General features: G+C 59.2%; 20 protein-coding genes and 2 tRNA genes. 3 read left to right on the plus strand and 19 right to left on the minus strand.

The genetic code is table 11. The features are described from left to right. Positions 1-124: 124 nt before the first annotated feature. The 17 genes from hemB to ACFOTD_RS03720 form a co-directional block, all read right to left on the minus strand. Entirely contained in the window at positions 125-1,114 is a 990-nt protein-coding gene (gene hemB / locus ACFOTD_RS03645; protein ID WP_378115840.1) for a porphobilinogen synthase, read from the minus strand. A gap of 18 nt (positions 1,115-1,132) precedes the next feature. Beyond that, complete coding sequence (gene cobA, locus ACFOTD_RS03650) at positions 1,133-2,686, minus strand: uroporphyrinogen-III C-methyltransferase (RefSeq protein ID WP_378115842.1); 1,554 nt, start codon at positions 2,684-2,686, stop codon at positions 1,133-1,135. A gap of 2 nt (positions 2,687-2,688) precedes the next feature. Next, positions 2,689-3,627, minus strand: coding sequence for a hydroxymethylbilane synthase (gene hemC, locus ACFOTD_RS03655; protein ID WP_378115844.1), 939 nt, complete (start codon positions 3,625-3,627; stop codon positions 2,689-2,691). Between the two features lie 142 nt (positions 3,628-3,769). Beyond that, positions 3,770-4,420: a precorrin-2 dehydrogenase/sirohydrochlorin ferrochelatase family protein gene (locus tag ACFOTD_RS03660; RefSeq protein ID WP_378115846.1), complete on the minus strand. Its 651-nt coding sequence runs from the start codon at positions 4,418-4,420 to the stop codon at positions 3,770-3,772. Positions 4,421-4,435: 15 nt separating this feature from the next. After that, positions 4,436-5,260 (minus strand): cytochrome c biogenesis protein CcsA, encoded by an 825-nt coding sequence (gene ccsA / locus ACFOTD_RS03665; protein WP_378115848.1) that lies wholly within the window; start codon positions 5,258-5,260, stop codon positions 4,436-4,438. Positions 5,261-5,309: 49 nt separating this feature from the next. Further along, positions 5,310-6,716: a glutamyl-tRNA reductase gene (gene hemA, locus ACFOTD_RS03670; RefSeq protein WP_378115850.1), complete on the minus strand. Its 1,407-nt coding sequence runs from the start codon at positions 6,714-6,716 to the stop codon at positions 5,310-5,312. A gap of 286 nt (positions 6,717-7,002) precedes the next feature. Continuing rightward, positions 7,003-7,401: an adenosylmethionine decarboxylase gene (gene speD / locus ACFOTD_RS03675; protein WP_378115852.1), complete on the minus strand. Its 399-nt coding sequence runs from the start codon at positions 7,399-7,401 to the stop codon at positions 7,003-7,005. Between the two features lie 292 nt (positions 7,402-7,693). After that, positions 7,694-8,224, minus strand: coding sequence for a non-ribosomal peptide synthetase module (locus ACFOTD_RS03680; RefSeq protein ID WP_378115854.1), 531 nt, complete (start codon positions 8,222-8,224; stop codon positions 7,694-7,696). Between the two features lie 213 nt (positions 8,225-8,437). After that, positions 8,438-9,082 (minus strand): ribosome biogenesis GTP-binding protein YihA/YsxC, encoded by a 645-nt coding sequence (gene yihA, locus ACFOTD_RS03685; protein WP_378115856.1) that lies wholly within the window; start codon positions 9,080-9,082, stop codon positions 8,438-8,440. A gap of 19 nt (positions 9,083-9,101) precedes the next feature. Then, on the minus strand, positions 9,102-11,525 hold the full coding sequence (lon, locus tag ACFOTD_RS03690; protein WP_378115858.1) for an endopeptidase La: 2,424 nt from the start codon (positions 11,523-11,525) through the stop codon (positions 9,102-9,104). 174 nt (positions 11,526-11,699) lie between these two features. Then, on the minus strand, positions 11,700-13,490 hold the full coding sequence (lonB, locus tag ACFOTD_RS03695; RefSeq protein ID WP_378115860.1) for an ATP-dependent protease LonB: 1,791 nt from the start codon (positions 13,488-13,490) through the stop codon (positions 11,700-11,702). A 185-nt stretch (positions 13,491-13,675) separates the two neighbouring features. Continuing rightward, positions 13,676-14,140, minus strand: coding sequence for a four-helix bundle copper-binding protein (locus ACFOTD_RS34570; RefSeq protein WP_483862631.1), 465 nt, complete (start codon positions 14,138-14,140; stop codon positions 13,676-13,678). A gap of 812 nt (positions 14,141-14,952) precedes the next feature. Further along, positions 14,953-16,092, minus strand: coding sequence for a flavodoxin-dependent (E)-4-hydroxy-3-methylbut-2-enyl-diphosphate synthase (ispG, locus tag ACFOTD_RS03700; RefSeq protein WP_378115862.1), 1,140 nt, complete (start codon positions 16,090-16,092; stop codon positions 14,953-14,955). A 93-nt stretch (positions 16,093-16,185) separates the two neighbouring features. Beyond that, a complete protein-coding gene (clpX, locus tag ACFOTD_RS03705) occupies positions 16,186-17,442 on the minus strand; it encodes an ATP-dependent protease ATP-binding subunit ClpX (protein ID WP_378115864.1) in 1,257 nt (418 codons plus the stop codon). A gap of 11 nt (positions 17,443-17,453) precedes the next feature. Further along, positions 17,454-18,044 carry an ATP-dependent Clp endopeptidase proteolytic subunit ClpP gene (clpP, locus tag ACFOTD_RS03710; RefSeq protein ID WP_090115565.1) on the minus strand — a complete coding sequence of 197 codons (591 nt, stop codon included), beginning with the start codon at positions 18,042-18,044 and terminating at the stop codon, positions 17,454-17,456. 199 nt (positions 18,045-18,243) lie between these two features. After that, positions 18,244-19,533, minus strand: coding sequence for a trigger factor (tig, locus tag ACFOTD_RS03715; RefSeq protein WP_378115866.1), 1,290 nt, complete (start codon positions 19,531-19,533; stop codon positions 18,244-18,246). Positions 19,534-19,642: 109 nt separating this feature from the next. Further along, positions 19,643-20,557: a HEAT repeat domain-containing protein gene (locus ACFOTD_RS03720; protein WP_378115868.1), complete on the minus strand. Its 915-nt coding sequence runs from the start codon at positions 20,555-20,557 to the stop codon at positions 19,643-19,645. A 141-nt stretch (positions 20,558-20,698) separates the two neighbouring features. Between ACFOTD_RS03720 and ACFOTD_RS03725 the strand changes: the two genes are divergently transcribed. From ACFOTD_RS03725 to ACFOTD_RS03735, 3 genes are all read left to right on the plus strand, one after another. Beyond that, positions 20,699-20,772: transfer RNA gene (locus tag ACFOTD_RS03725), tRNA-Gly, on the plus strand. 79 nt (positions 20,773-20,851) lie between these two features. Next, positions 20,852-21,442, plus strand: coding sequence for a GNAT family N-acetyltransferase (locus tag ACFOTD_RS03730; protein WP_378115870.1), 591 nt, complete (start codon positions 20,852-20,854; stop codon positions 21,440-21,442). Between the two features lie 51 nt (positions 21,443-21,493). Next, positions 21,494-21,570: transfer RNA gene (locus tag ACFOTD_RS03735), tRNA-Arg, on the plus strand. An 85-nt stretch (positions 21,571-21,655) separates the two neighbouring features. Here ACFOTD_RS03735 and ACFOTD_RS03740 read toward each other — a convergent pair. Together ACFOTD_RS03740 and ACFOTD_RS03745 are read right to left on the minus strand one after the other, a co-directional pair. Next, a complete protein-coding gene (locus tag ACFOTD_RS03740) occupies positions 21,656-23,029 on the minus strand; it encodes an FAD-dependent oxidoreductase (RefSeq protein ID WP_378115872.1) in 1,374 nt (457 codons plus the stop codon). Positions 23,030-23,071: 42 nt separating this feature from the next. Then, on the minus strand, positions 23,072-24,715 hold the full coding sequence (locus tag ACFOTD_RS03745) for an extracellular solute-binding protein (RefSeq protein WP_378115874.1): 1,644 nt from the start codon (positions 24,713-24,715) through the stop codon (positions 23,072-23,074). Positions 24,716-24,757 lie beyond the last annotated feature (42 nt).

Here is a 24,757-nt window from a genome sequence, read left to right on the forward strand (position 1 = left end):
CTAAGACCGCTCACGACCCGCTCGCCCGGCACTTTAGCGGCAAGTTTTTCCGCTATGCCGCCCATGGCACGGCTCGCCAGGCACATTAGCGGCACTTTTTGCCGCTATACTCGACAACAACCTCTTACCGGCCGCTCATCCACCGAACGGCATCCTTCGCATGATACGTAATGATCATGTCCGCGCCCGCACGCTTCATGCCCGTCAGCGTCTCAAGGACGATCGCGCGTTCGTCGATCCAGCCTTGCATCGCCGCGGCCTTCACCATTGCGTATTCAGCGCTGACGTTGTATACGACGAGCGGCAGGTCGAAACGTTCCTTGAGCAGCCGCACGATGTCAAGATATGCGAGTCCCGGCTTGACCATCAGCATGTCCGCTCCCTCGCGCACGTCCGTCTCTGCCTCTCTTAGCGCCTCCCGCGCGTTCGCCGAGTCCATCTGGTACGTCTTGCGATCGCCGAACTTCGGCGCCGACTGGGCGGCTTCGCGAAAGGGGCCGTAGTAGGCCGAGGAGTACTTGACCGCATAGGACATGATCGGAATGTCCTCGAAACCAGCTTCGTCGAGTCCCTGCCGGATCGCCCCGACGAACCCGTCCATCATATTCGACGGCGCGATGATGTCCGCGCCCGCTTGCGCTTGAGAGACGGCCGTGCGCACCAGAAGCGCGAGCGACTCGTCGTTGTCCACGACCGCGCCGCAGTCTCCTTCGTGCACGACGCCGCAGTGCCCGTGATCCGTAAATTCGCACAAGCAAGTGTCCGCGATTACGACCAGATCGGGCGCCAGCTTTTTAATCTTGCGGGTAGCTTGCTGGACGATGCCGTCTTCCGCGTAAGCGCCTGTTCCGACGCTGTCCTTGGTCGCCGGAATGCCGAACAGCAGAACCGCCTGAATGCCCAGGGACACGATCTCTTCAATCTCCGCGTCCAGACGGTCGAGCGACAGGTTAAAAACGCCCGGCATCGAAGAAATCTCGGTCTTGACGTTGTCGCCATGGGCGACGAAGATCGGCATGATCAGGTCGTGCACGTGAAGATGCGTCTCCCTGACCAGATTGCGGATGCCTGCCGTCCGACGGAGCCGGCGATGGCGCACGATAGATGTAGTCATTCGAATCAGAACCTTTCTTTAACGAATTTCTTTGCCGGCGACGCGATGCTTCAACATCGCCGCCAGCAAGCCTTCGATCGTCGATTGTTCGGCCGTCAGCGTCACTTGAAGTCCATGCGCTTCAGCCGTGCCCGCGGTGATCGGTCCGATGCACGCGATCACGCAGCCTTGCAGCAAGTCGGCCGGACGCTCGACGCCAAGCCGGCGCAATGCTTCTAGGAGGTTAACCACTGTTGAAGAACTCGTAAACGTCACCGCATGGATTTCGCCGGCTTGCAGCATTTCGACAATCGTGTCGTCCTCTTGAACGACCAGTCTGTTCTCGTACACATCGAGCTCCACGGCTTCGACGCCCGCTCTGGCGAGCTCTGCAGGCAACAAGCCGCGGGCCAGATCGCCCCTGGGCAGCAGCGCCCGTTGACCCGGCTCCAACTTGTCCGCCATACTTTCCAGCAAACCTTCGGCTTGAAACGCTGTAGGAATCACGTCGGCAACGACGCCGCGAGCCGCCAGCGCCTCGGCCGTCTTCGGACCGACCGCGGCAAAGCGGGCTCCGGCAAACCGGCGGATATCGACACGCGCTTCGGCCAGCCATGAGAAAAAGAACTCGACGCCCGCCGCGCTCGTCAGAATGACCCAGTCAAAGCGCTCTGCTTCCCGTAGCGCCGCTTGGATCCGCTCCGCTTCGTCCGAATTCGACTGTTTGACCGTATCGATCACGGGAAACACGTACGGCTCTCCGCCGAGGTCGTCGATCCGGTCCGCAAGCTCGCTTGCTTGCGACCGGGCCCGCGTGACGAGAACGCGCCAGCCGAACAGCGGCTTCGCCTCGATCCACTTCAAGGTCTCGCGCTGCCGCACCACATCGCCGACGACGATAACCGCCGGCGGCTGGAAGTCCGCCTCGCTCACTTTTTGCTCGATGTCGCCCAGCGTGCCGGTCAACGTCTCCTGCTCCGCGCGCGTCCCCCATCGGACAAGCGCCACCGGCGTCTCGGCCGAGCGGCCGAACTTCATCAGCTGTTCGCTAATATAGCCGATCTTGGCGACGCCCATCAGAAAAAGCAGCGTGCCCGTGGCGTTCGTTACTTTGTCCCACTGGATCGTGCGGTCGAGCTTGTCCGGGCTCTCGTGACCGGTCACGATCGAGAAGGAGGAGGCAAGGTCACGATGCGTCACCGGTATGCCGGCATAAGCAGGCACAGCGATCGCCGACGTAATGCCCGGGACGATCTCATAGGGGACGCCGTGATGCCTCAGCAGCTCCGCCTCTTCGCCCACGCGCCCGAACACAGTCGGATCGCCGCCCTTGAGCCTGCAGACGACCTTGCCGGCAAGCGCCAGGTTAAGCAGCAGCCGGTTGATTTCGTCCTGCTTCATCGTATGACGATCCGGTCGCTTGCCGACGTATATGCGTTCCGTGCCGGGACGCGTCTCCTGCAGCAGCTGGGGTCCGGCCAAGCGGTCGTATACGACGACGTCGCAGCGCTGAAGCGCGCGAAGACCGCGTACCGTGATCAGCTTCGGATCCCCCGGTCCCGCGCCTACCAGATATACTTTCCCCTGCGCCATCGTTATTCCCTCGCTTCCGCGAGCAATGCGTCCGCGCCCTTGGCCAGCAGCTCCTCCGCTACGCGACGTCCGACTTCGGCCGGATCGCTGCCGGAAGCCGACGCTTTGAGGACAAGTCTGCCATCGGCAGCCGCCACCATGCCCGTCATGGAGACGATGGCATCCGGCGCTGCCGACTCGGCGGTCGCGTACGCGCCGATCGGTACTTGACAGCCGCCGTTCAACAATCCCAAAAACGTGCGCTCAGCGGCCACCGCGCGCTCTGCTGCGGTATCGTTCAGCCTTGCCAGCAGCGCCAGCACTTCTTCGTCGGACGCTCGGCATTCAATGGCAAGCGCGCCTTGTCCGACGGCAGGCAGGCAGTCCTCCGGCTCGATATAGGTCGTGATGCGGTCGCTCCACCCCATCCGCTTGAGGCCCGCTGCCGCCAACACGATCGCGTCAAGCCCTTCGGATTCCAGCTTGCGAAGACGGGTATCGATATTGCCGCGGAGCGATTCGATCCGAAAATCGGGGCGCCGGGATTGCAGCTGCGCGGACCGGCGCAGGCTGCTCGTGCCGATCCGGGCGCCTGGCGGCAGATCCGACAGCGTGCTCGAGGTCAAATTCACGAGCGCGTCGCGCGGATCCTCGCGTGCCGGTACGCATCCGATCACGAGGCCTTCGGGCAGCTCGAACGGCATATCCTTCATACTGTGGATTGCGATATCGATCTCGCCGCCGAGCAGCGCCTCCTCGATCTCTTTGACGAACAGGCCCTTGCCTCCGACCTTGGACAGCGTCACGTCCAAAATCCGGTCCCCCCGCGTTACGATCGGCACGACCTCAAAGTCTAGCGGCAGTCCTGCCTCTATCGCCAACGCCTTCAGCGCATCGAGCGTCTGTCCGCTCTGCGTCAACGCCAGCGCGCTTTGTCTAGTCCCAACCTTGATCTTCCGCATTCGCTGCAACACTCCCCGGTATTTCTTTCAAATCGAATATGAAGCTTGATTAATTTCTATTGTCTCATATTCCGTCGCTCGGCCCAAACAGCGCCAATTCGGCATCCGGTTCGGCTTCCGTTCGGCATCAATCGATATATCGCTAAATGTCGTCGGCCCAACCGCGCAGCATCGCGATCAGCGCTTCCGGCTCGGGCAGCTCCGTCATCGATAACCACGCCTGGACGGCACGATCCGAGACGGCCGCGTTCATCAGCCTTCGCCGCTCGGACGCTTCGGCGACCTCCGCGAGCACGCGACGTCGCACGGTGCCCAGCCTGCGCGTCAGCTCGGCGTACTCGGGACCGTATCGCTCCCTAAGCTCGCTTGCGATACGCGCGGACAATGCCGGTCCCGCTCCAGAGGTGCCGACGGCCATGAGCAAGCCGCCTCTGCGGATCACAGCCGGCACGATGAAGCTTCCCCGCGCGCCGTCCGATGCCGAGTTCGCCGGAATGCCTCGCCGCTTCGCTTCGTCGCAAATCCAGCCGTTCAACTCGTCGATGCCGGTCGCTGCGACGACGAGCGCGGCGCCAGCGAGATCCTCCGGGGAGAACGGCTTCGGCAAATGACGGATCGCGCCGGCGTCCTTCCATTCCCGCAGCCGGGACGAGACGATCTCGGGGCACACGAGCAAGACGTCCGCTCCCGCTTCCAGCAGGCCGCCCGTTCTGCGTTCGCCGACCGCGCCGCCGCCTACTACCACGCATCGGCTATTTTCTACGGATAACATAATCGGATAATAGCGCTGCATACCGCAGTCTCCTTTCTATAACCATCGATGAAAGGATGAGAGCGAATTCGCGAAAAAGTCCAAAACGAGCAGAACGTATCCGGCCAGGTTCCATATCGCGCAGCGTCTCGCATCGTCTCTGCCGATCCATCTGCGCAGAAGATAGAAAATATAAACGGCGCCAGCGACAAAAGACAAAAGCACCTTCTCGTCGAGCAGCTTGGCATCGTGTCCGTCGACGAGCAATGCGGCCGTCCCGGTAGACAGCGCGAGCAGCAGCAGCGGTACGCCGAACAGCCCCGATCTGAACGCATACTTGTCGATCGCTTCGAGACTGGGCATGCGGTTCATCACGCTGCCCCACTTTTTCTTCTTTAATCTGTAATTTAAAAATAGGTACATGGCGCCGCAGACAGCGGAAACGGTAAGGAGGGCGAATGCGACGGTGATCAGACTCACATGGAGGACGAGCAGCCGCCTCGCCACCTCCGACGGAGCCAGGGCGATCTCCCGCCCGGAGGAGCGTTCCATCAAGTTAAGGCCGAGCACCGCGAACCCGACGACGTTCACGAGCAGGACAAGCAGCTCGGCGCGGACGATCCGATTCACGGCGAACGACGCGGAGACGAGCAGCCACGATACGAAAAAGACGTAGTCGTGCAGCGTCACCTCGGGAACCGCGAAGCGGCGAAGCAGCAAGTCTACGAGAAAGCCCGTCTGCAGCACCCAGACAAAAACAAGCAGCCCTGTGCCGATCCGTTTCCCGTTTCGGTTGCCATATGCGGCGTCCGATACGAAAAACAGCAGACTCAGGGCGTAAATATACATGATGGCATCCGTCAGCCAATTATTCGTTAACATGCAGCAACGCCTCCGGCTTCACTCGAATCCGGCCAGGCCGGCGATCCGGTCAGCGAAGCGCGCCGGCCAGCTGAGCCAGAAATGACTGAGGCTCTGCGGAGGCGGCTTGCTTGTCGGTGGCTGCCGCAGCAGCTTGTCCGGCCGTGCGCGCCTTCTCCGCTTCCTTCGCCTCGTTCTTGAGGCGCGCGACTTCCTCCTCAAGCGCGAAGAGCTGTACGAACAGGTCCAGCGAAGCTTCGCTGCGCTTCTCCGCGGCCAGCTCCTTGACCCGCAGGATCGGGTCGTGGATCATCTGCGTCAGCATGCTCTTGGTCAGCTTGCGAATAACCTTGACCTGCCGCTCGTCCAGCTCCGGCAGCTTGCGCAGCAGGCTGTCCAGCGTGTCCTCGTGGATCGAAGCAGCCTTCTCCTGAAGGCCGCGGATCAGCGGACTGACGCCGAGGGTCGCGTACCATTGACGATAGGACTCCATCTCGGCGTCGATCATGACGTCGATCGCAGCCGTCTCTTGTCTGCGCTTTTCCAGATTAGTCTCGACAATGCCTTCGAGATCGTCGATATCGTACAGATAGACCCCCGGAAGCTCGCCGCACGCGGGGTCGATATCTCTCGGTACCGCGATATCGATCAGGAACAGCGGTCTCTTCTTGCGGCTTTTCATGGCTCGCGCGACGACGTCCCGCTCCAGTACGAACCGCTGCGCTCCGGTGCTGCTGATGACGATGTCGGCTTCGTCGATCCGGCGTAGCGCCTCTTCCATCGCCATAGCCTTGCCGCCCATCTTGTCCGCGAGCTCTTCCGCGCGCGACAGCGTGCGGTTGACGACGAACACTTCCTTGGCGCCGCCTGCGGTCAAATGCTGCGCCGTAAGCTCGCTCATCTTGCCCGCGCCGAGAATCATCACCTTCTTGTCGTCGAAGCGGCCGAAAATCCGCTTGCCGAGCTCCACCGCCGCGTAGCTGACGGATACGGCGCTCTCGCCGATCGACGTCTCGGTATGCGCGCGCTTGGCGACCGTGATCGCCTGCTGAAACAGACGGTTGAACAGCGTGCCCGTCGCCTTGCGCTCGCGCGCGAGGAAAAACGCGTCGCGGACTTGTCCGAGAATCTGCGTCTCGCCGATCACCATCGAATCGAGGCCGCACGCGACGCGGAACAGATGACGATTGGCGAGGTCGTCCTCGTACATGTAGAGATGACGGTTGAACATCTCGCGGGGCAGGTTAAACCACTGCTCCATAAAAGCGCGGATATAATGCCCGCACAGCGTATGACGGTCGACTACCGCATACAATTCGGTGCGGTTGCAGGTGGCGACGATGACGCATTCCAAAATGCCCGTCGTCGCCTTCAGCGCGTCCAGCGCCTGCGGCAGCTCCTCGTCCGGAATCGCGAAGCGTTCCCGGACTTCCACCGGTGCCGTTTTATAATTCAAACCGACGACTATGAGATGCACGGGAATTCACCTGCCTTTTCCTGAGGTCTGGATGCCGATGATGCGGAGCAAGCGCGTCCGGCGTGCCCGCTAACTAGGATTCATTATAGCATAGCCGGGCGTGCCGGCTCTGAAGATTTGATGAATATTTTGCGACATCCAGTCGATTCCGATACTTCCTATTGTCGTCGTCGGAACCGCATTCTATTCCCTGCGGCCGATTGCCGCGAATCGCATTTAAAAAGCCATGGGGACCAGCCCCATGGCTAACATGCTTCATCATCGTCTGTTAGGCGCTCTACTACTCTTACACCAATTCAGCGAGCTTGATAGCAGGCTCTTCGACCTTTATCTCGCCGACGCCGCGAATGAGCTTCTTGGCGTGTGTGCTCGTAGGCTTGAGTACATTGACCATATAATCGATCGCGAGCTGCGGATCGACCGTCTCGCCGCAAGTGTAGCAATCGATAGCGGCAAAACCACGTTCAGGATACGTGTGAATGGAGAGATGGCTCTCCGACAGCATGACGAGAACCGTCGCGCCCTGTGGCTCGAATTGTTTGGCTTGAACCGAGAGAACGGTTGCTCCGCAAGCTTCGGCTGCCTCCACCATATGCGATTGGAGAAGCTCAGCGCTGTTCAGAAGATCGAAATCGACCCCCCAGGTATCAACCGCAACGTGCCGTCCGAAAGTAGAGTATTCCACTGTTCGGTTCCCCCTTCCTAGGAATAAAATGTGAAGCTGATTTCATCCGCTAGGACCTACGTCATTCACTTCTCGAGGGAATCTGCAAAACAATCGCATTCCATTCCTGAGTGAATCCTGGTTCCTATTGTTTTTTTCAACGAAACTAAAAATAACATCTATCTGGGTTAAATGCAACTGTTTTTTTAACGAAAATCATCTCGCTTCTCAAACACCCTGCGCGTATGTCACGCTAATAAAAAACCCGCCTTCGGAGAAGGCAGGTTCTTCGCGGAATTCATATGATAGATATTTAAGCTTCAAGCGCGAACAAAAGTCTGCTGTGATGCCGCAGGCGCTCGTCGATCTCGGCTATCTCGTCCGCGTCCGTCCGTGCGTTACGCAGATCAAGCAGCTCGTTGACGGCTTTCCTGACGATCGCGATCTCTTCCTCGACCGCGCACAGCTTGTAGCGAGATTCCATCTCGGACAACGCGTCCCGATGTTCGAATACGGTACGAACGGTGTCGCCCTTGCATTCGACGATTCGCATGACCTTGCCGCCTAAGTAATGATAAACCATCGTAAATCCGGGATAAATCCGATTGACGACGGCATCCCCCTTGTAAGAGGACACCATCTTGCGCAGCGCATCGGTCAGACCGGGCTGGACGACTCTGCAAGATAAAGAGCAACGGTAGCGGCCGCCTTGACGCTCGAAGGTTAAACGGATCGATTCACCGCCAGCTTCGTCTTCTAGAACCATTTCTTGGTTGCCGTTCTCCAGCACGAAAATCTGCTGGCGCAGCTGCTGCGTTCCGCATAGGGAGGTTAAGCTTCGCATTTCGGCTTCTGTCAATGTAAGACTGGCGTTAACATACTCTGTGGCTACCCGCTTAGCCATAAAAATCTCCTCAATTCCATTTTGTTCACGAAGGTGATGATTCCTTGCTTTTTTAATTATACGACATCCGGTCGGTTCTTATCTTCCGAAGAAAACCCGATTTAGCCGAAAAAAGCCGTAAAAATCGATTCCTCCCGGCATTGAGCCGCACATTTAACCGTTATCCTCGGTTTCCTGCCGTTCATGCTCCGATTCAGAAGGGGAAGCAGTGGGAATATCAGCGGCGTGGGCGATAATGCGCCATAAATCATCTCTACCCTCTCCGGTCTCCGATGAAAACAAAACGAGCGGTGCACCCTTCGGCATCCCTAGCGTCTCCCGCATGATGCGGCCGTGTTTGGCCACCTGATTGCGCGAAAGCTTGTCGGCTTTGGTGCCGACGACGCATAGCGGAATATCGTAGTGGGACAGCCACTCATACATGGAAATGTCGAGCGCGGTGGGCGGATGCCGCAGATCGATCAGCTGGATTACGAGCCTGAGCTCTTCGCGCTGGCGCAAATAGCTCTCGATCATCCGGCCCCAAGCCTCTCGCTCCGACTTGGACACTTTGGCATAGCCGTAACCAGGCACGTCTACGAAGTACATTTCTTCGTTGATCTTATAATAATTCAATTGCTGCGTCTTGCCGGGCTGCGAGCTCGTGCGGGCCAGGTTGCGCCGGAGCAGCAGGCGGTTGATCAGCGAAGACTTGCCGACGTTGGAACGGCCTGCCAGAGCGATCTCCGGCAAGCCGTCAACGGGATATTGCTTGGGTCCTACTGCGCTGATAATAAATTCGCTGGACTTGATCTTCATAAGAAGCGGTACACTCCCGTCAATGCGTCCCCATCGGGGGAAGCTCTTCCCTTTCACCTTCGCGCGGAATCGTCACTTCGCCGGCGAGCGGCTCGTCTCCGCTGGGCAGGTCGCTCAGCTTGGTCGCCATCGCGTGCTCGAGCACTTCGTCCATGTGCGCCACCGGGATAAAAGTCATCTCGCGGCGCACGCTGTCCGGAATGTCGCGAAGGTCGCGTTCGTTGTCCTTAGGCAGCAGCACCGTCTTGATGCCCGCCCTGTGGGCGGCGAGCGACTTTTCCTTGAGGCCGCCGATCGGCAGCACGCGTCCGCGGAGCGTGATCTCGCCCGTCATGGCAACCTCGCGGTTGACCGGCCGGTTCGTTAGCGCCGAGATCAGTGCCGTGGCGATCGTAATGCCTGCCGATGGCCCGTCCTTCGGAATCGCGCCTTCGGGAATATGAATGTGAATATCGTTTTTCTCGTGGAACTGCGGATCGATGCCAAGCGCGATCGACCGGCTGCGCGTATAGCTGAATGCGGCCTGCGCGGATTCCTTCATGACGTCGCCCAGCTTGCCGGTCAGCGTCAGCTTGCCCGAGCCGGGCATCACCGTCACCTCGATGACGAGCGTATCCCCGCCCACTTCCGTCCAGGCCAGGCCCGTGACGGCGCCGATCTGGTCCTCCAGCTCCGCCATACCGTAGCGGAACTTGGCAGGGCCGAGGAATTCCTTGAGCTTCGCGGCGTCTACGACGACCGACCGGAGCTCAGGATCGCCGACGATGATCTTGGCCGCCTTGCGGCAGATCGCGGCGAGCTGCTGCTCCAGGTTGCGCACGCCGGATTCGCGCGTGTAGCCGCGCACGAGCTGCATCAGCACGTCTTCGTCGATCTGGAGCTGCTCCTCCTCCAGGCCGTGGTCGCGCTTCTGCTTCGGCATCAGGTGGTGCTTGGCGATCTCAAGCTTCTCCAGTTCCGTGTAGCCCGGAATATAGAGAACCTCCATCCGGTCAAGCAGCGGCCGCGGGATCTGATGGGCGACGTTGGCCGTCGTCACGAACATGACGTTGGACAGGTCGAACGGCGTCTCGATGTAGTGGTCGCTGAACGTTGCGTTCTGCTCCGGATCGAGCACCTCGAGCATCGCGGACGACGGATCGCCGCGGAAGTCGCTCGCCATCTTGTCGATCTCGTCGAGCAGGAATACCGGGTTCATCGAGCCTGCGGTGCGCATGCCCTGGATGATGCGGCCCGGCATCGCGCCGACGTAGGTGCGACGGTGTCCGCGGATCTCGGCCTCGTCGCGGACGCCGCCGAGCGAGATGCGCACGAACTCGCGTCCGAGAGAAGCCGCGATCGAACGGCCGAGCGACGTCTTGCCGACACCCGGAGGCCCGACCAGGCAAAGAATTGGTCCCTTGAGCTTTTTAACCAGCTGCTGAACGGCCAGATATTCCAGCACGCGTTCCTTCGGCTTTTCGAGACCGGAATGCGCTTCGTCCAAAATCTGCTCGGCCTTCGACAGATCCAGATGATCTTCCGTGAAGTTGTTCCACGGCAAAGCAAGCAGCCATTCGATATAATTGCGGATGACGGCGCCTTCCGCGGACGAAGCCGGCATCTTTTCGAGGCGGTCGATTTCCTTTTCCACCTTGGCGGCGATCTTCTCGGGGAGCTTCTTCTCCTCAAGCTGGTTGCGCAGCTCCTCGACCTCGCCCGCCCGGCCTTCCTTCTCGCCGAGCTCCTTTTGGATCGCCTTCATCTGCTCGCGCAAATAGTATTCCTTTTGCGTCTTCTCCATCTGCTTCTTGACGCGCTGGCTGATCTTGCGCTCGAGCTCCAGCACCTCGCGCTCGTTGTTCAGGAAGTCGAGGAGCTTCTCCAGCCGGCTGCGCACTTCGACCGTCTCGAGAATCTCCTGCTTGTCCTTGATCTTGAGCGACAAGTGGCTCGTGATGACATCGGCCAGACGTCCCGGCTCGTCGATGTCGGATACGGCGGCCAGCGTCTCCGGCGTGACCTTCTTGGATAGATTGATATAGTGCTCGAACTGGCTCAATACCGCGCGCATGAGCGCATCCAGCTCGGAATCGTTCGAATCCGGTTCCGGGAGCTCCCGGGCGACGACCTCATAGAAGCCGTCATTGGGCAAATACTGTTCGATCTCCGCGCGGATGACGCCTTCGACCAGCACGCGAATCGTGCCGTTCGGCAGCTTCAGCATCTGTCTGACCTTGGCGATCGTGCCGACGCGGTAAATATCCTCCTGCGTCGGTTCTTCGATATTGATCTCCGACTGGGAACATAGCAGGATCATATGATCGTCGATCATGCATTGCTCCAGCGCCTTGATCGACTTCTCGCGGCCTACGTCCAGATGCAGCACCATGCTGGGGTAGACGAGCAGCCCGCGTAGAGGGAGCAAAGGCAGTGAACGGCTCTTCGTCTTGTTAGAAGCCATAAGGACGGCACCTCCTCAAGCCTAGCCGATATCGGCGTGGCCCGGTATGGTTAGGGTCGCCAGTAGCCGGCGGCGAACCCTTCAGACATTGTATCAAAAGAAATTGCGCGCCGCAAAAACGGGCGGCGCCGCCCCGAAGGACGGCGCCCTTAACCGGCTGTCGGAAACTTGGTTTTAGACGCCTGCGCCCGGTGAGGGCCGGCTGTCTCCATGATGAGGCGTACGCACGGTATCCTGCGGATTCGTGGACGCAGGCGAGCCGGCATGAAGGATCGACAGAGGCGCGGCAGCGGCATATCCGTCGGCCGCAGCCGGCCGATCGGCAGCCTCCAGCTCGCCAGGAAGACGGAGCGGAGCAGAGCCGAATACGCGGACGAACACTTCCTCCACCGTCTCGACCGGAACGACCTTGACGCCTTGCAGACCTTCAAAAATCGCCTGCCAGTTCTCCTTCGGAATAAGCACCGTATCCGCGCCGGACTGGAAGGCCGCCTCGACCTTCGCAAGCACGCCGCCGACCGGCTTCACGCGCCCGTGGATGCTGATCTCGCCCGTAAGCGCAAGCTTGTTGTCGATCGGCTGGCCCGTGATCGCCGACGCGATCGCCACAGCCATCGCGATCCCCGCCGAAGGCCCGTCGATCGGCGTCCCGCCGGGGAAGTTGATGTGAAGGTCATAATTTTCCGGCCTGAGGTTGAAGGCCCGAAGCACGGTCAGCACGTTCTCGACCGATCCCTTCGCCATGCTCTTGCGCCGCAACGTGCGCTGCCCGCCTCCGATCTCTTCTTCCTCGACGACGCCCGTGATGGTATAGACGCCTTTGCCCGGCATCGCCGGGAGAGCAGTCACCTCGATCTCAAGCAGCGCGCCCATGCTCGGCCCGAATACCGCCAGGCCGTTCACGAAGCCCACCGCCGGCTTGTCGGGCACCTTGCGGTCCGGACGCGGCGGCAGCTGGCTGCTGTTGACGACCCATTCGAGGTCGGAAGCCGAGATACGCTGGCGATTTTCCGACAGCGCAAGCCCCGCCGCCAGCTGGATCATATTCACGGCTTCACGGCCGTTGGTCGCATAATGCTTGATGACTTCGACAGCTTCCGGATCGGCGGGCAGACCGATCTTCGCGACCGCGTTCACGGCGATATCGCCGATCTCGGACGGCAGCAGCGGCCGGAAGTAGATCTCCATGCAGCGGCTGCGGAGCGCGGGCGGCAGCTCGCTTGGCGACCGCGTCGTCGCGCCGACGAGCCTGAAGTCGGCAGGCAGCCCGTTCTGGAAGATGTCATGGATATAGAGCGGAATATTCGGATCCTCCGCATGGTAATAGGCGCTCTCGAGGAACACCTTGCGGTCTTCGAGCACCTTAAGCAGCTTGTTGATCTGGATCGGGTGCAGCTCGCCGATCTCGTCGATGAACAATATTCCGCCGTGCGCCTTGGTCACCGCGCCCGGCTTGGGCTGCGGGATGCCGGCGACGCCCATCGCGCCGGCGCCCTGATAGATCGGGTCGTGGACCGAGCCGATCAGCGGGTCTGCGATGCCGCGCTCGTCGAAGCGGGCGGTCGTCGCGTCGATCTCAGTGAACTTCGCTTCGAGCCTGAACGGCGACGACGGATTCTTTTTGGCCTCCTCCAGCACGACCCGCGCAGCGGCCGTCTTGCCGACGCCGGGAGGCCCGTAGACGATGACATGCTGCGGATTGCCGCTGCACAGCGCGGCCTTGAGCGCGCGCAGCCCCTCGCGTTGTCCGACGATATCGTTCATCGAGACGGGGCGCGTCTTCTCCGAAAGCGGCTTCGTAAGCGAGATGGACCTCAGCTTGCGCAGCTTATCCATCTCCTTGCGCGACTCCCGGTCGACGGCCGTCTTGTTCGTTTTCTGATTGCGAAGCAGATTCCAAAAGTAAATCCCGATTACGACGGCGAAAAACACCTGTACGAGCATCAAAACGGTGCCCAATGCCATATAACCTCATCCTCTCTACTAGCGTCGTGGATCCCCACGTCCGTCCAACCGGCAAGCTGGCAGCATAATTCTTAGTATTGCCCGGTTGCAGGCGGATATAGTCATGCGAGGATGAGGTTGGCAGCGAACGCGCAAAACCGCGGCCGGTCTTCGAAAAAACGGTTGAGTTCGGGACGTCTTAGCCTTTATACGCCTGCCGTTTCACGTTGGCGCATGCTAAGCTCTCGCGCCAGCCCGAGACAAGATGATGCGCACTTCAAGCAAGCTTCCGCGCAGCGCCGGCAATGCTCATGTTCATGCTCGGCGCAAGCTTCCCCGCAGCGCTGGCAAGCTTCCGCGCACAGCAGAACGAGTTCCGCGCGGTAGCTGCTGCCCATCGTTATCGCTTGCGCGGTAAACGCGCACAGATCCGCGCATTCCCGGTCGAGTCGGATGCAGCTCCGCATGCTAGCGGAATGGGGTTCCTCCAGACATGCGTTGTAGCATTCGTTGCACGCGATGACACAAGCGAGACAGTCCTCGATGCAGGATGACATGCTTTCGATAGACGCTTCATTCATGATGTCGCATTCCTCCTTTTTCGAATCTGGGATGAAGGGTACCGCCTGCTCCTTTTTTACCCAAAAGCGGTCGATTCGATTGGCAGCCATCCGCGACGCTCACGGCATGTGAAAAAAACCCGCCAAATAACATTGCGGGATGGAAAACCTGCATTTATACAGGTATTTTCTTCGGACCGACGACACATGTTGAAATACCTGCAAATATGCAGGTAAATTCAAAGCTAAAGCCGGGAATCGGAGTGATGGAAGAAAATAACTGCGTTTTTGCAGCTATCGCTTCCAAAAGGGCCGATCTTAGCAAAAATAGATGTATATTCGGCTAGGCATTAAAGTTAAAGAACGTCGCCGGCGACATTGGCCCACCCCATCGGGAGACCAATCGACGAGCGAAGGGAACGACATTCGGATGAGCCATGAGAACGATTGTCGGCAGATTCACCGGCACGGCTATCTACGACCCATCATCACGCCAATCGACGAACCATGGGAACGGCTGTCGGCCGACCCATCGGCACGATGGTTTTTTCTTGCGTCGCATCTACAAGCAGGAGATCTACGTCTCGAAGATGGCTTTAAGCAACAGCTAGTGAATGATACGAAGGGGAACCATGGCGTTCGGGCCGTTAGTCTGTCGCAGCAGGTTGTCTTTGGGAATCAGCATATAGTAGAGCTTGGCGTGTAGACTAAGCATTAGCGATTGTTGTTGCCAAACCATTCGCTCACCTGCACTCCGTGATGCTTTAATTACAAACGGAAAAAGGCACAGTCTCCTCAAGCTCCTGAGTAACTGTGCCTTTTTTTGCCGGGCGGGCTTTTTCAGTGCCCGCTACATAACAGCGGAGTTTCCTCGTCTGTTGCTGACAGCCGCATTCGCGTCGTCAGTTACGGGGTCAATGGCTTTAAAGCGTGCCGGTACCGGCAGCGACGCCAGGCTTCGGCGCATGCAGCTTGCGTCCCGGAATCTCGCCCGTCTCGGCATACACGGCCGCGATGTGGTCGATCTCCTTCTTCAGCTCGCCGACGAGCTCGGCCTCCGGAACCTTGCGGATCATCTCGCCGTAACGGAACAACATGCCTTCGCCGCGGGCTCCCGCAATGCCGATGTCGGCCTCGCGCGCTTCGCCGGGTCCGTTGACCGCGCAGCCGAGCACGGATACCTTAATCGGTACCTTCAGCTTGGACAAATATTCCTCGACCTCGTTGGCCACGGAGAACAGATCGATGTCCAGACGTCCGCATGTCGGGCAAGAAATCAGCGTCGGCGCGTCCGTGATCAGACCGAAGGTCTTGAGCAGCTCGCGCGCGACCTTGATCTCCTCGACCGGATCCGCGCTAAGCGAGATGCGCATCGTATTGCCGATGCCGGCGTTCAGCAGGACGCCCAGACCCGCAGCGCTCTTGACCGTACCCGAGAACAGCGTGCCCGCCTCGGTGATGCCCAGGTGCAGTGGATATTTAATGACCTGGGCCGCCTTGGTATAAGCCTCGATCGCCATCGGAACGTCGGACGCCTTAAGAGAAACGATAATGTCGTGGAAATCCAGTTCTTCGAGAATTCCGATGTGGAACAAGGCGCTCTCAACCATCGCCTCAGCAGTCGGGTATCCATATTTTTCAAGCAGATGATTCTCCAGCGAACCCGCGTTGACGCCGATCCGGATCGGGATTCCCCGCTCCTTGCAAGCCTTGACTACCGCCTCGACCTTCTCGCGGCGTCCGATGTTGCCCGGATTGATCCGGACCTTGTCGATGCCGTTCTCGATCGCCAGCAGCGCGAGCCTGTAATCGAAGTGAATGTCGGCGACGAGCGGAATGCTGATCTGCTTTTTGATCTCCTTGATGGCGGCGGCGGCTTCCTTGTTGTTCACCGTCACGCGGACGATCTGGCAGCCGGCTTCCTCAAGACGCTTGATCTCGGCCACCGTGGCCGCGACGTCCGCCGTCTTCGTCGTGCACATGCTCTGCAGCACGACTTGATTGTTGCCGCCGATCGTCAAGTTGCCGACGCGGACCGGCACGGTATCCGTACGCAAATACATGGTTCAGTTCACCCCGTAAAGGCATAAGTCCACCCCGCCTCCGCACGGCATACGCGAGGGGGCGGGGTGGAACTTGAGCGGAATAGAGGCGCCTTAAGCGCTCTCTTCTTTTTTCTTGGTTTTCTTGTTCGTCAGCTCGGGCGCGATCTTGTCGCGCACGACCTTCTCAGTGATGACGCAAGAATTGACGTCGTCGCGGGAAGGAACCTCGTACATCACCTCAAGCATAATGCCTTCGATGATGGCGCGCAGACCGCGGGCACCCGTGTTGCGCTTGATCGCTTCGCGGGCAATTTCTTCGAGGGCGCCTTGTTCGAAGTCGAGCTTGACGTTGTCCATCTCGAGGAGCTTCTGGTATTGCTTGACCAGCGCGTTCTTCGGCTCGGATAGAATGCGTACCAGCGCAGCTTCGTCGAGCGGCTCGAGCGAAGAGATAACCGGCAGACGTCCGACGAACTCGGGGATCAAGCCGAACTTCAGCAGGTCCTCCGGTTGAACGAGGGACAGGTATTCGCCTGGCTTAAGCTCTTTTTGTCCTTCGAGAGCCGCGCTGAAGCCGATGACCTTTTTGCCGATACGGCGCTTGATGAGCTGCTCGAGACCGTCGAATGCGCCGCCGCAAAGGAATAGGATGTTCGTCGTGTCGATCTGAATGAACTCCTGATGCGGGTGCTTGCGTCCGCCCTGCGGAGGCACGGAAGCGACGGTGCCCTCTAGAATCTTCAGAAGCGCCTGCTGTACGCCTTCTCCGGATACGTCGCGGGTGATCGAAGGATTCTCTGACTTGCGGGCCACCTTGTCGATCTCGTCGATGTAGATAATGCCGCGTTCGGCCTTTTCTACGTCATAGTCGGCAGCTTGAATCAGCTTCAGCAAAATGTTCTCGACGTCTTCGCCAACGTAGCCGGCTTCCGTCAAAGAAGTGGCGTCGGCGATCGCGAACGGCACGTTCAAGATCTTGGCCATCGTCTGCGCGAGCAGCGTCTTACCCGAACCCGTAGGGCCGACGAGCATGATGTTGCTCTTCTGCAATTCGACGTCCTCGATCTTGCTTTGCGAGTTGATCCGCTTATAGTGATTGTAAACGGCGACGGACAGCGACTTCTTCGCTTGCTCCTGACCGATGACGTACTGGTCAAGAATATTGCGAATCTCGATCGGCTTGGGAATATCCTTGAGATCGAGCTCTTCCTCGTGCCCGAGCTCCTCCTCGACGATCTCCGTGCACAGCTCGATACACTCGTCGCATATATATACGCCCGGTCCGGCTACCAGCTTGCGAACCTGGTCCTGCGACTTGCCGCAGAAGGAACACTTCAGCTGGCCCTTCTCGTCGTTGAACTTAAACATGGAATCACTCCTTATACGTTGGTCGGAGAAGAGATGACCTTGTCGATCAGTCCGTAAGCCTGCGCTTCGTCGGCGCTCATGAAGTTGTCGCGGTCGGTATCCCGCTCGATCTTCTCGTACGGCTGTCCGGTCCGGTCCACATAGATCTTGTTCAGCTTCTCCTTGGTCTTGACGATCCAATCGGCATGGATCTTGATATCCGAAGCCTGCCCCCGCACGCCGCCGAGCGGCTGGTGAATCATAATCTCGCTGTTCGGAAGCGCGAAGCGCTTGCCGGGAGCGCCCGCCGTCAACAGCAGAGATCCCATGCTCGCGGCCATGCCGACGCAGATCGTGCTCACCGGAGGCTTGATATACTGCATCGTATCGTAAATACCCATGCCGGCCGTGACCGAACCGCCAGGGGAATTGATATAAAGATGGATGTCCTTCTCCGGGTCTTCTGCGGCGAGGAACAACAGCTGGGCCATGATGAGATTGGCGACATCGTCATCAATCGCACTGCCTAGAAATATGATTCTGTCCTTCAGCAACCGCGAGTAGATGTCATAAGACCGCTCTCCGCGGTTAGTCTGTTCAACAACCATAGGGACCAATGCCATACGCGCCAACCTCTTTTCTGAAATGGACTTCGCGATTCGGTAATATTCTAACATGTTCATACCCGAATGTCATGTCGGCGAAAAAACCGCTCTGTTCGCGTATATTCCGAGCATATGTAGGGTTAAAAATGAGGCACGCGATGATCACGTGCCTCATGATTATGAGCCGGGCCCGCCCTTGCGTAGGACCCTGCGGCGATTATGCGGTCTTGCTGTTCTCCAGCAGGAACTTGACGGCCTTGCGGACCTTGAGGTCGGCGTTCAGCGTATCGATATAGCCGTTGGACCCGAAGATCGTGCGAAGCTCGTCGGCGGAACGGTTGTACATCGTAGAGAGGTTGTCCAGCTCGGCGGACAGCTCGTCCTCGGAAATCTCCAGGTTCTCCGCGTTCGCGATCGCTTCGAGCACCAGGTTGTTGCGGACGCGCTTCTCGGCGTCGACGCGCATTTGACCCTTCAGCGCTTCCTCGTCCTGGCCGCTGAACTGATAGTACAGATCCAGCGTCATGCCTTGCATGCGAAGACGGCTCTCGAAATCCTTAAGCATGCTGTCGATCTCGGATTCGATCATAGCGCCCGGGATCTCGAGCTCTGCGCCTTCGGCAGCCTTGTCGATCAAGGCGTTTTCCTTGGCGGCTTCGGCTTCTTTTTCCTTGCGCTCCTTCAGCTTGCTCGTCAGGTCCGCTTTGTATTCGTCGAACGTGTCGAACTCGCTGACGTCCTTCGCGAACTCGTCGTCCAGCTCAGGCAGGTTCTTGCGCTTGATCTCGTGCAGCTTCACCTTGAACACGACTTCCTTGCCTGCCAGGTTCTCGGCTTGGTAGTTCTCAGGGAACGTGACGTTGATATCCTTGTCCTCGGCGATGTTCAGGCCGACGACTTGCTCTTCGAAGCCCGGAATGAAGGAGCCGGAGCCCAGTTCGAGCGAATAGCTCTCGCCCTTGCCGCCTTCGAACGGCACGCCGTCCAGGAAGCCTTCGAAGTCGATGATCGTGGTGTCGCCGTTTTGCGCGGGGCCTTCGTCGACGACGACGAGCTCCGCATGGCGGTTCTGCAGGCGCTCGAGTTCGGCGGAGATTTCTTCTTCCTTGACTTCGTTGTCCGCAGCGGGTGCTTCAAGACCCTTGTACTCGCCCAGCTTTACTTCAGGCTTAACGGTAACTTTAGCTTTGAAAATGAAGGACTGTCCCTTGCCGAACTGTTCGACGTCTACGTCAGGACGGTCTACAGGCACGATGCCCGTCTGTTCGACGGCTTCGCTGTATGCGCCCGGCAGCAGAATGTCGATCGCGTCTTGGTACAGGCTCTCGATGCCGAAGCGGGATTCGAAGATGCCGCGCGGTACTTTGCCTTTGCGGAAGCCAGGCACGTTTACTTTTTGAACGACTTTCTTGAAGGCTTTGTCAAGCGCCTCGGCGACCTTCGCCTCGTCGATCTCGACCTCCAGAACGCCAAGGTTCTTCTCTATTTTTTCCCATTTTGCTTGCATAATATTCAATCCCTCCGAAGACGTCTTGCCGCCAGATGCGGCCGATTGACATAAACCATTTTATTATAGAACAAGTCTGGCAGCGAATTCAAGGCAAAAACGGCACAGATCAGACCGTGTCCGCCCCGTACATCCTCAGCCAGCGCAGCGCCTGCTCATACCGGAACCGCAGCTCTCCCGTAATGCCGTACTGTTCACGCGTCCATTCGTCGCCCGTCAGTCCGTGGAGCTTCTCCTGCAGATGCTGGTGAAGCGCCGCGGCCCACAGATCCGAGGCGCCGTCGTCGGCTTCCATCATCCATTTGAAAACGTTGGATCCGTAAGCCGCTTGCACGCATTCCCGCCACATCTCATCCGCAAAGTAGGATAAAGCCGGATCGGACACTTCCGCCATCCGGCTCAGCCGATCCGGCACCTCGAGAACCGACTGGGGGAATTCCTCGAACGACAGCGGCGTCTCCTCGATCTCGAGGGCCAGCGTCTCGCCGTCCCGCAGCATGGCCGCCGTCCCTACGGCCCCGAACCTGCGAAGCAGCTGCAGCGCGCGAAATTGCACGAGCGGATGGTGCTCGCGTTCGGACAGCCATTTTCGCAACGCCGCTTCGGCTTCGGGTCCAGGCAGATGCGCCATTTGGCCCAGCGCCAGCAGCTGTTGCTCCGGGTCCTCGTCATCGAAAAGAATAGAAACGAGCCGCTGCAAATAGGCGGGATCCTCGGCTGCCCGGTCCAATACACGCTGCCTGAGCACCGAGTCCGCATCCTCGCCCTCCTGCTCGGCCTCATCGGTTTCTTCTCCCGGGCCCCCCGTTGCCGTCGCCTCCGGAAAGGCGGCCTCCAGCCATCCAAGCAGCGCCTGCCACTCGGTATGATGCTTCTCCGCCTCGCCTCCGCACTGCAGCAGGAAGTCCAATAGGCCCTTAGCCTCGCCGTATCGCTCCGTCTCGAGCATGCGCGTCAATTGTATCTGATAGTAGTCCAAGGTCTTGGGAAACAAGACCAGATTGTCCCCGGTGAAGTCCGACACGCCGCGAACCCCTTCCTCCATCGCTGTCCGAGTGCTTGCTTGATCAGTCCGATTCAGGAATTATATCATGAAGACGAGGCAAATAAAAAAAAGCGTCGCATTGCCTAGCGCTGCCAAGCTATGCTATTATACTACTGCTATGCGGGTGTAGTTCAATGGCAGAACGCCAGCTTCCCAAGCTTGAGGCGTGGGTTCGATTCCCATCACCCGCTCCAACCGCATAACCGACGAGTCTCTGTTGACGCAGAGGCTTTTTTGTTTCCGCTCTTCAATATGAAATGGGGGACGCGCGCAATGCTGATCAGATCCGCAGGTCCAGCCGACGCCGCAGCGGTGTCCAAGCTTGTGCTGCTGGCCATCGAAAACATCGCCTACAGGCTCACCGGAGAACGCACCGAGGCGGCCGTGCTCGCGAAGCTGGCCGAATACTACCGGACGCCGGGCAATCGGTTCAGCGCCGAGCGTCACGCGCTGCTCGTCGCCGAAGGAAACGAACCCGCCGGTACCATCCTGTGCTACGGCGGAGATCAAACGGATGCGCTCTATGCGCCGATCGCACAGCAGCTGTACGAGGCAGGCATAGAAGATGCCGTGCAGGATCGCGAAGCGGACGAAGACGAATATTATATTGATGCCGTCGCCGTCGCCCCGGCGTATCAAGGCCGCGGATTCGCCAAGGCGCTCATTCGCCATGCCGAGCTGGAGGCTGCCGCGCGGGGATACGCCGCAATCGGACTGAACGTCGACATCGAAAAGGAAGGCGCACGCGCGTTGTACGCCCGGCTCGGGTTCGAAGAAGACAAGCGCGTCTCCATTAACGGCCATCCGTACAGGCATATGCGCAAGACGCTTCGCGTACCAGCCGGTAACGCCGCAAAAATATAAAAAATTGCACTTGAGCAACGCACGCCACCTGTGGTAATATAATCAAGCTGTGTCCCAATAGCTCAGCTGGATAGAGCACACGCCTTCTAAGCGTGCGGTCGGGGGTTCGAATCCCTCTTGGGACGCCAGTTCGAATGTTACCTTAAGGTTTATATAAGCAAAAAGAGCCGAGAACCCTTCGCGTCCAAGGGTTTTCGGCTCTTTTCCGCTTGCTCAGCCCGGTCCGAGATAAGGACGCCGCGGCACGGGCTCCCGCTCATCCGGTTGCGGGATGCTCGACGCTTCCCTGCGCGGGAAGGTGACGCCCTGCTTCGTCAGCTTGTGCTGCAGCTCGCCGGCATCGACCAGACGGGGAGCGATGCCGTTAAGAACGCCAAGCGCGGCGGCGGTTCCCGCAGCCTGGCCCATCGCCATGCACGGGCCCTTCACCCGGTACGAGGCATGCGCCGTATAGGAGCCGGAGATGCAGCGGCCGGCTACGAGCAGTTGCTCGCGGTCTGTGGGCAGCAGCGCGCGGTACGGGATCTGGTAGGCGCCGGACTTGCCGCGCCGCGTGCCGACGAGCGACACCGGCTGGCTCTTGTCCACCGGATCGTGGATATCGACCGGGAAGGTGACGTCCGCTATGCCGTCAGCGAATGCGACGCCGTCGTATACGTCGTCGTCGCTGATCCGGTAGTCGCCGACGATGCGTCGCGTCTCGCGTACGCCGATCTGGGTCGCCGTCTCGATCAGGCGCGAGCCGGCGAACTCGGCGACGTGCGACTTCAGGAACCGGCACACGTCGAGCACCTGCCGCCGCCCCTCGATCTCCGCGCGCGTCAGCTCGGCCGCGTCCGTACCGTCCACGCCTCGCACATGCGTCAGCTGCAGGACGACCTCGCCCGGATTGGGCACATGGATCGCCCAGGGCACGTCGAACGGCAGCCGGTAATCGTCTCCCGTCTCCTCGATTGCGCGCTGGCAGAGGTTAAACAGATCGTGTGCGCCATGCTGCACCCAATCGACGCCGCCCATCCGGAACATATACGTCATCGGCTGCATGAGGCCATCCTCCGGACGTCCTTTCTCGAACCGGCAACCCGCCCGGGCCGCCACGTCGCCGTCTCCGGTCGTATCGACGACCGTCCGGGCAAGATAGGCCTCGCGGCCGGACTTGCTCTCTACGATGACGCCGCATACCCGGTTATCCTCGACGATCGGGCAAGCGACGGCACTATGATACAGAATGCTCGCTCCGCTCTCGAGCACCATCGCCTCCGACACATGCTTGAACAGCTCCGGATCGAACGATATTTTCCACCCCGGCGCGCCCCACCCGCCAAGACAAGACAGCCGATCGATCAGCTCCGCATTGATTCCTTTGTTCGAATGCCCGTCGAAGTGAGGCACGACGAGCCCTGCCGTCGCCATCCCGCCCAAAAAGCCGTACCGTTCCAGCAGCAGCGTCCTGGCGCCGCTTCGCGCCGATGCGACGGCGGCTCCGATGCCGGCAGGACCGCCTCCGGCGACGATGACGTCGAACTCGCCGCCGACCGGCAGGTCTCTGGCCGCTTCGCGGTACGTTTTCGCGCTTGCTTCCGTCATGGCCAAACCTCCTTGCGCGCCGCAAACTCGCGGCCGCGCCGTTTACTTGGATTGATTCCAGCGGTCGTAAGCCGCCTGATAAATGCTCAGCAGTTCGTTAACGTTCATGTTTTCGATCGTTTTCACGTATTCGTCCCAGCCCGCTTCCACGTCTTTGGACAGGATGAACTTGGCCTCCGATTGGCTGACGTAGGTCGTTAAGTCGGTCGTCAGCACGTTCATCCGCTTTTGCTCGTCGTCGCTGAAGTAAACGAGCGGATACGGCGTCTTTGCGATCGCGAGAAACGGCTCCGACGTTTTGTGCAGCCACTGGGTAACCGGATTGTTGATTTTATAATGAAAGTCTTTGCCTTTGAATGTCGGAATGACAAGCCCCGGATCGGGCGCGTTCATCGCGCGGGATTCCTCGATATTTTTGCCGTCGACCGCGAGACGTTCCCACTTGGTCTTTTCCGCGTCGACCCACTTCCACCCCTTGCCCTCCACGCCAGAGTTGGCAAGAATGCCGCCTTCCTGCGTATACAAATAATCGATCCAGGCGATCGTCCGCTCGGGGTATTTATCTTTTTTCGTAATGGCGAACGTGCCGCGGCTCGTGCCGTTGTTCAGCAAATATGTCGGCGTCGCGTTAAACGCGCTGGTCAGCGCCGGCAGCACCGGATTCTGGAAGTTCTCCTCGTCCGTCTTAATGTCGAGCACGAGGAACGGCGCGGCCGACGGGAACACGCCGATCCTGTTTTCTTTCCCCTTCGCCGTGAACTGCTCGCTTGTCTGCGAGAAGATTTCGTTATCCAGTAGCTGTTCCTTGTACAGCTTGTTCATATAAATCAAATATTGCTTGTAGCCTTCCGTCGTCGGTACATACACGACCTTGTCGTCGATCACCTGCACGACGTCAAGCTGGTTGGAAAGCACGCTGTAGTTGGACAAATAGCCGAAGGCGGATAGGATAAAGGGCCGAATCGAGTCGATATTGATGCCGGACAACGGAATTTCGTCGTTTTTGCCGTTCTGGTTCGCGTCCTTTTCCTTAAATGCCTTGAGCAGGGCGTAAAGCTCCTCCGTCGTCTTCGGCGCTTGATCCGCGCCCACGTTTTTCATCCAAGCGCCGTTGATCCACGTTTTATTGATCAGATTGTGCGCCAGCTCCGTTACCTGCGGCAGCGCATAGATGTGCCCGTCCGTCGTCGTGATCGACTTGCGCACCGCCGGATTGTCGTCCAGCAGCTTTTTGATGTTCGGCGCATGCCGCTCGATCAGGTCCTCCAGCGGAACGATCAGCCCCTGCTTGCCGTAGTTGACTTCCTCGGACGGCGTCAGCTGCGCCGCGAACAGCACGTCCGGCAGATCGCCGCTCGCGAACGCGAGATTTTTCTTTTCCTGATAACTCGTGATCGGCGGCGTATCAAATTTGAAGTGAATATTCGTGCGCTTCTCCATCTCTTTGAAAAAGTCCATGTCTTCCCACGGACCCTGGATCGACTGCTTCGGCCCCATCATCGTCAGCTCGATCGGCGTCGAGGCGTCGGACTGCGTCGACGCGGAAGCGGACGAAGCGGCGGACGGATTCCCGCCGGACGGCGAAGCGGACGAACTGTTTTGAGAATCGGAATTGGAGCTGCAGCCCGAGGCGGCGAGCGCCGCCGTCATGCCGAGCAGCATCATGCGGCTTGTACGTTTTAACACATGGTAACCTCCCTTGGATAAACGCAGCTTTCTTGTAATCGC

The sequence above is a fragment of the Cohnella sp. GCM10012308 genome (assembly GCF_042649185.1).
GTDB lineage: Bacteria > Bacillota > Bacilli > Paenibacillales > Paenibacillaceae > Cohnella.

Bases quoted from the DNA above. Each gene is read 5' to 3' on its own strand.
- ACFOTD_RS03740 (WP_378115872.1), bottom strand. From the start codon at position 23,029: ATGACGGAAGCAAGCGCGAAAACGTACCGCGAAGCGGCCAGAGACCTG.
- tig (WP_378115866.1), bottom strand. From the start codon at position 19,533: ATGCAAGCAAAATGGGAAAAAATAGAGAAGAACCTTGGCGTTCTGGAG.
- ACFOTD_RS03730 (WP_378115870.1), top strand. From the start codon at position 20,852: ATGCTGATCAGATCCGCAGGTCCAGCCGACGCCGCAGCGGTGTCCAAG.
- yihA (WP_378115856.1), bottom strand. From the start codon at position 9,082: ATGAAGATCAAGTCCAGCGAATTTATTATCAGCGCAGTAGGACCCAAG.
- clpX (WP_378115864.1), bottom strand. From the start codon at position 17,442: ATGTTTAAGTTCAACGACGAGAAGGGCCAGCTGAAGTGTTCCTTCTGC.
- clpP (WP_090115565.1), bottom strand. From the start codon at position 18,044: ATGGCATTGGTCCCTATGGTTGTTGAACAGACTAACCGCGGAGAGCGG.
- ACFOTD_RS03680 (WP_378115854.1), bottom strand. From the start codon at position 8,224: ATGCGAAGCTTAACCTCCCTATGCGGAACGCAGCAGCTGCGCCAGCAG.
- cobA (WP_378115842.1), bottom strand. From the start codon at position 2,686: ATGGCGCAGGGGAAAGTATATCTGGTAGGCGCGGGACCGGGGGATCCG.
- hemB (WP_378115840.1), bottom strand. From the start codon at position 1,114: ATGACTACATCTATCGTGCGCCATCGCCGGCTCCGTCGGACGGCAGGC.
- ACFOTD_RS34570 (WP_483862631.1), bottom strand. From the start codon at position 14,140: ATGGCTGCCAATCGAATCGACCGCTTTTGGGTAAAAAAGGAGCAGGCG.
- ccsA (WP_378115848.1), bottom strand. From the start codon at position 5,260: ATGTTAACGAATAATTGGCTGACGGATGCCATCATGTATATTTACGCC.
- lon (WP_378115858.1), bottom strand. From the start codon at position 11,525: ATGGCTTCTAACAAGACGAAGAGCCGTTCACTGCCTTTGCTCCCTCTA.
- ACFOTD_RS03660 (WP_378115846.1), bottom strand. From the start codon at position 4,420: ATGCAGCGCTATTATCCGATTATGTTATCCGTAGAAAATAGCCGATGC.
- hemC (WP_378115844.1), bottom strand. From the start codon at position 3,627: ATGCGGAAGATCAAGGTTGGGACTAGACAAAGCGCGCTGGCGTTGACG.
- lonB (WP_378115860.1), bottom strand. From the start codon at position 13,490: ATGGCATTGGGCACCGTTTTGATGCTCGTACAGGTGTTTTTCGCCGTC.
- ispG (WP_378115862.1), bottom strand. From the start codon at position 16,092: ATGTATTTGCGTACGGATACCGTGCCGGTCCGCGTCGGCAACTTGACG.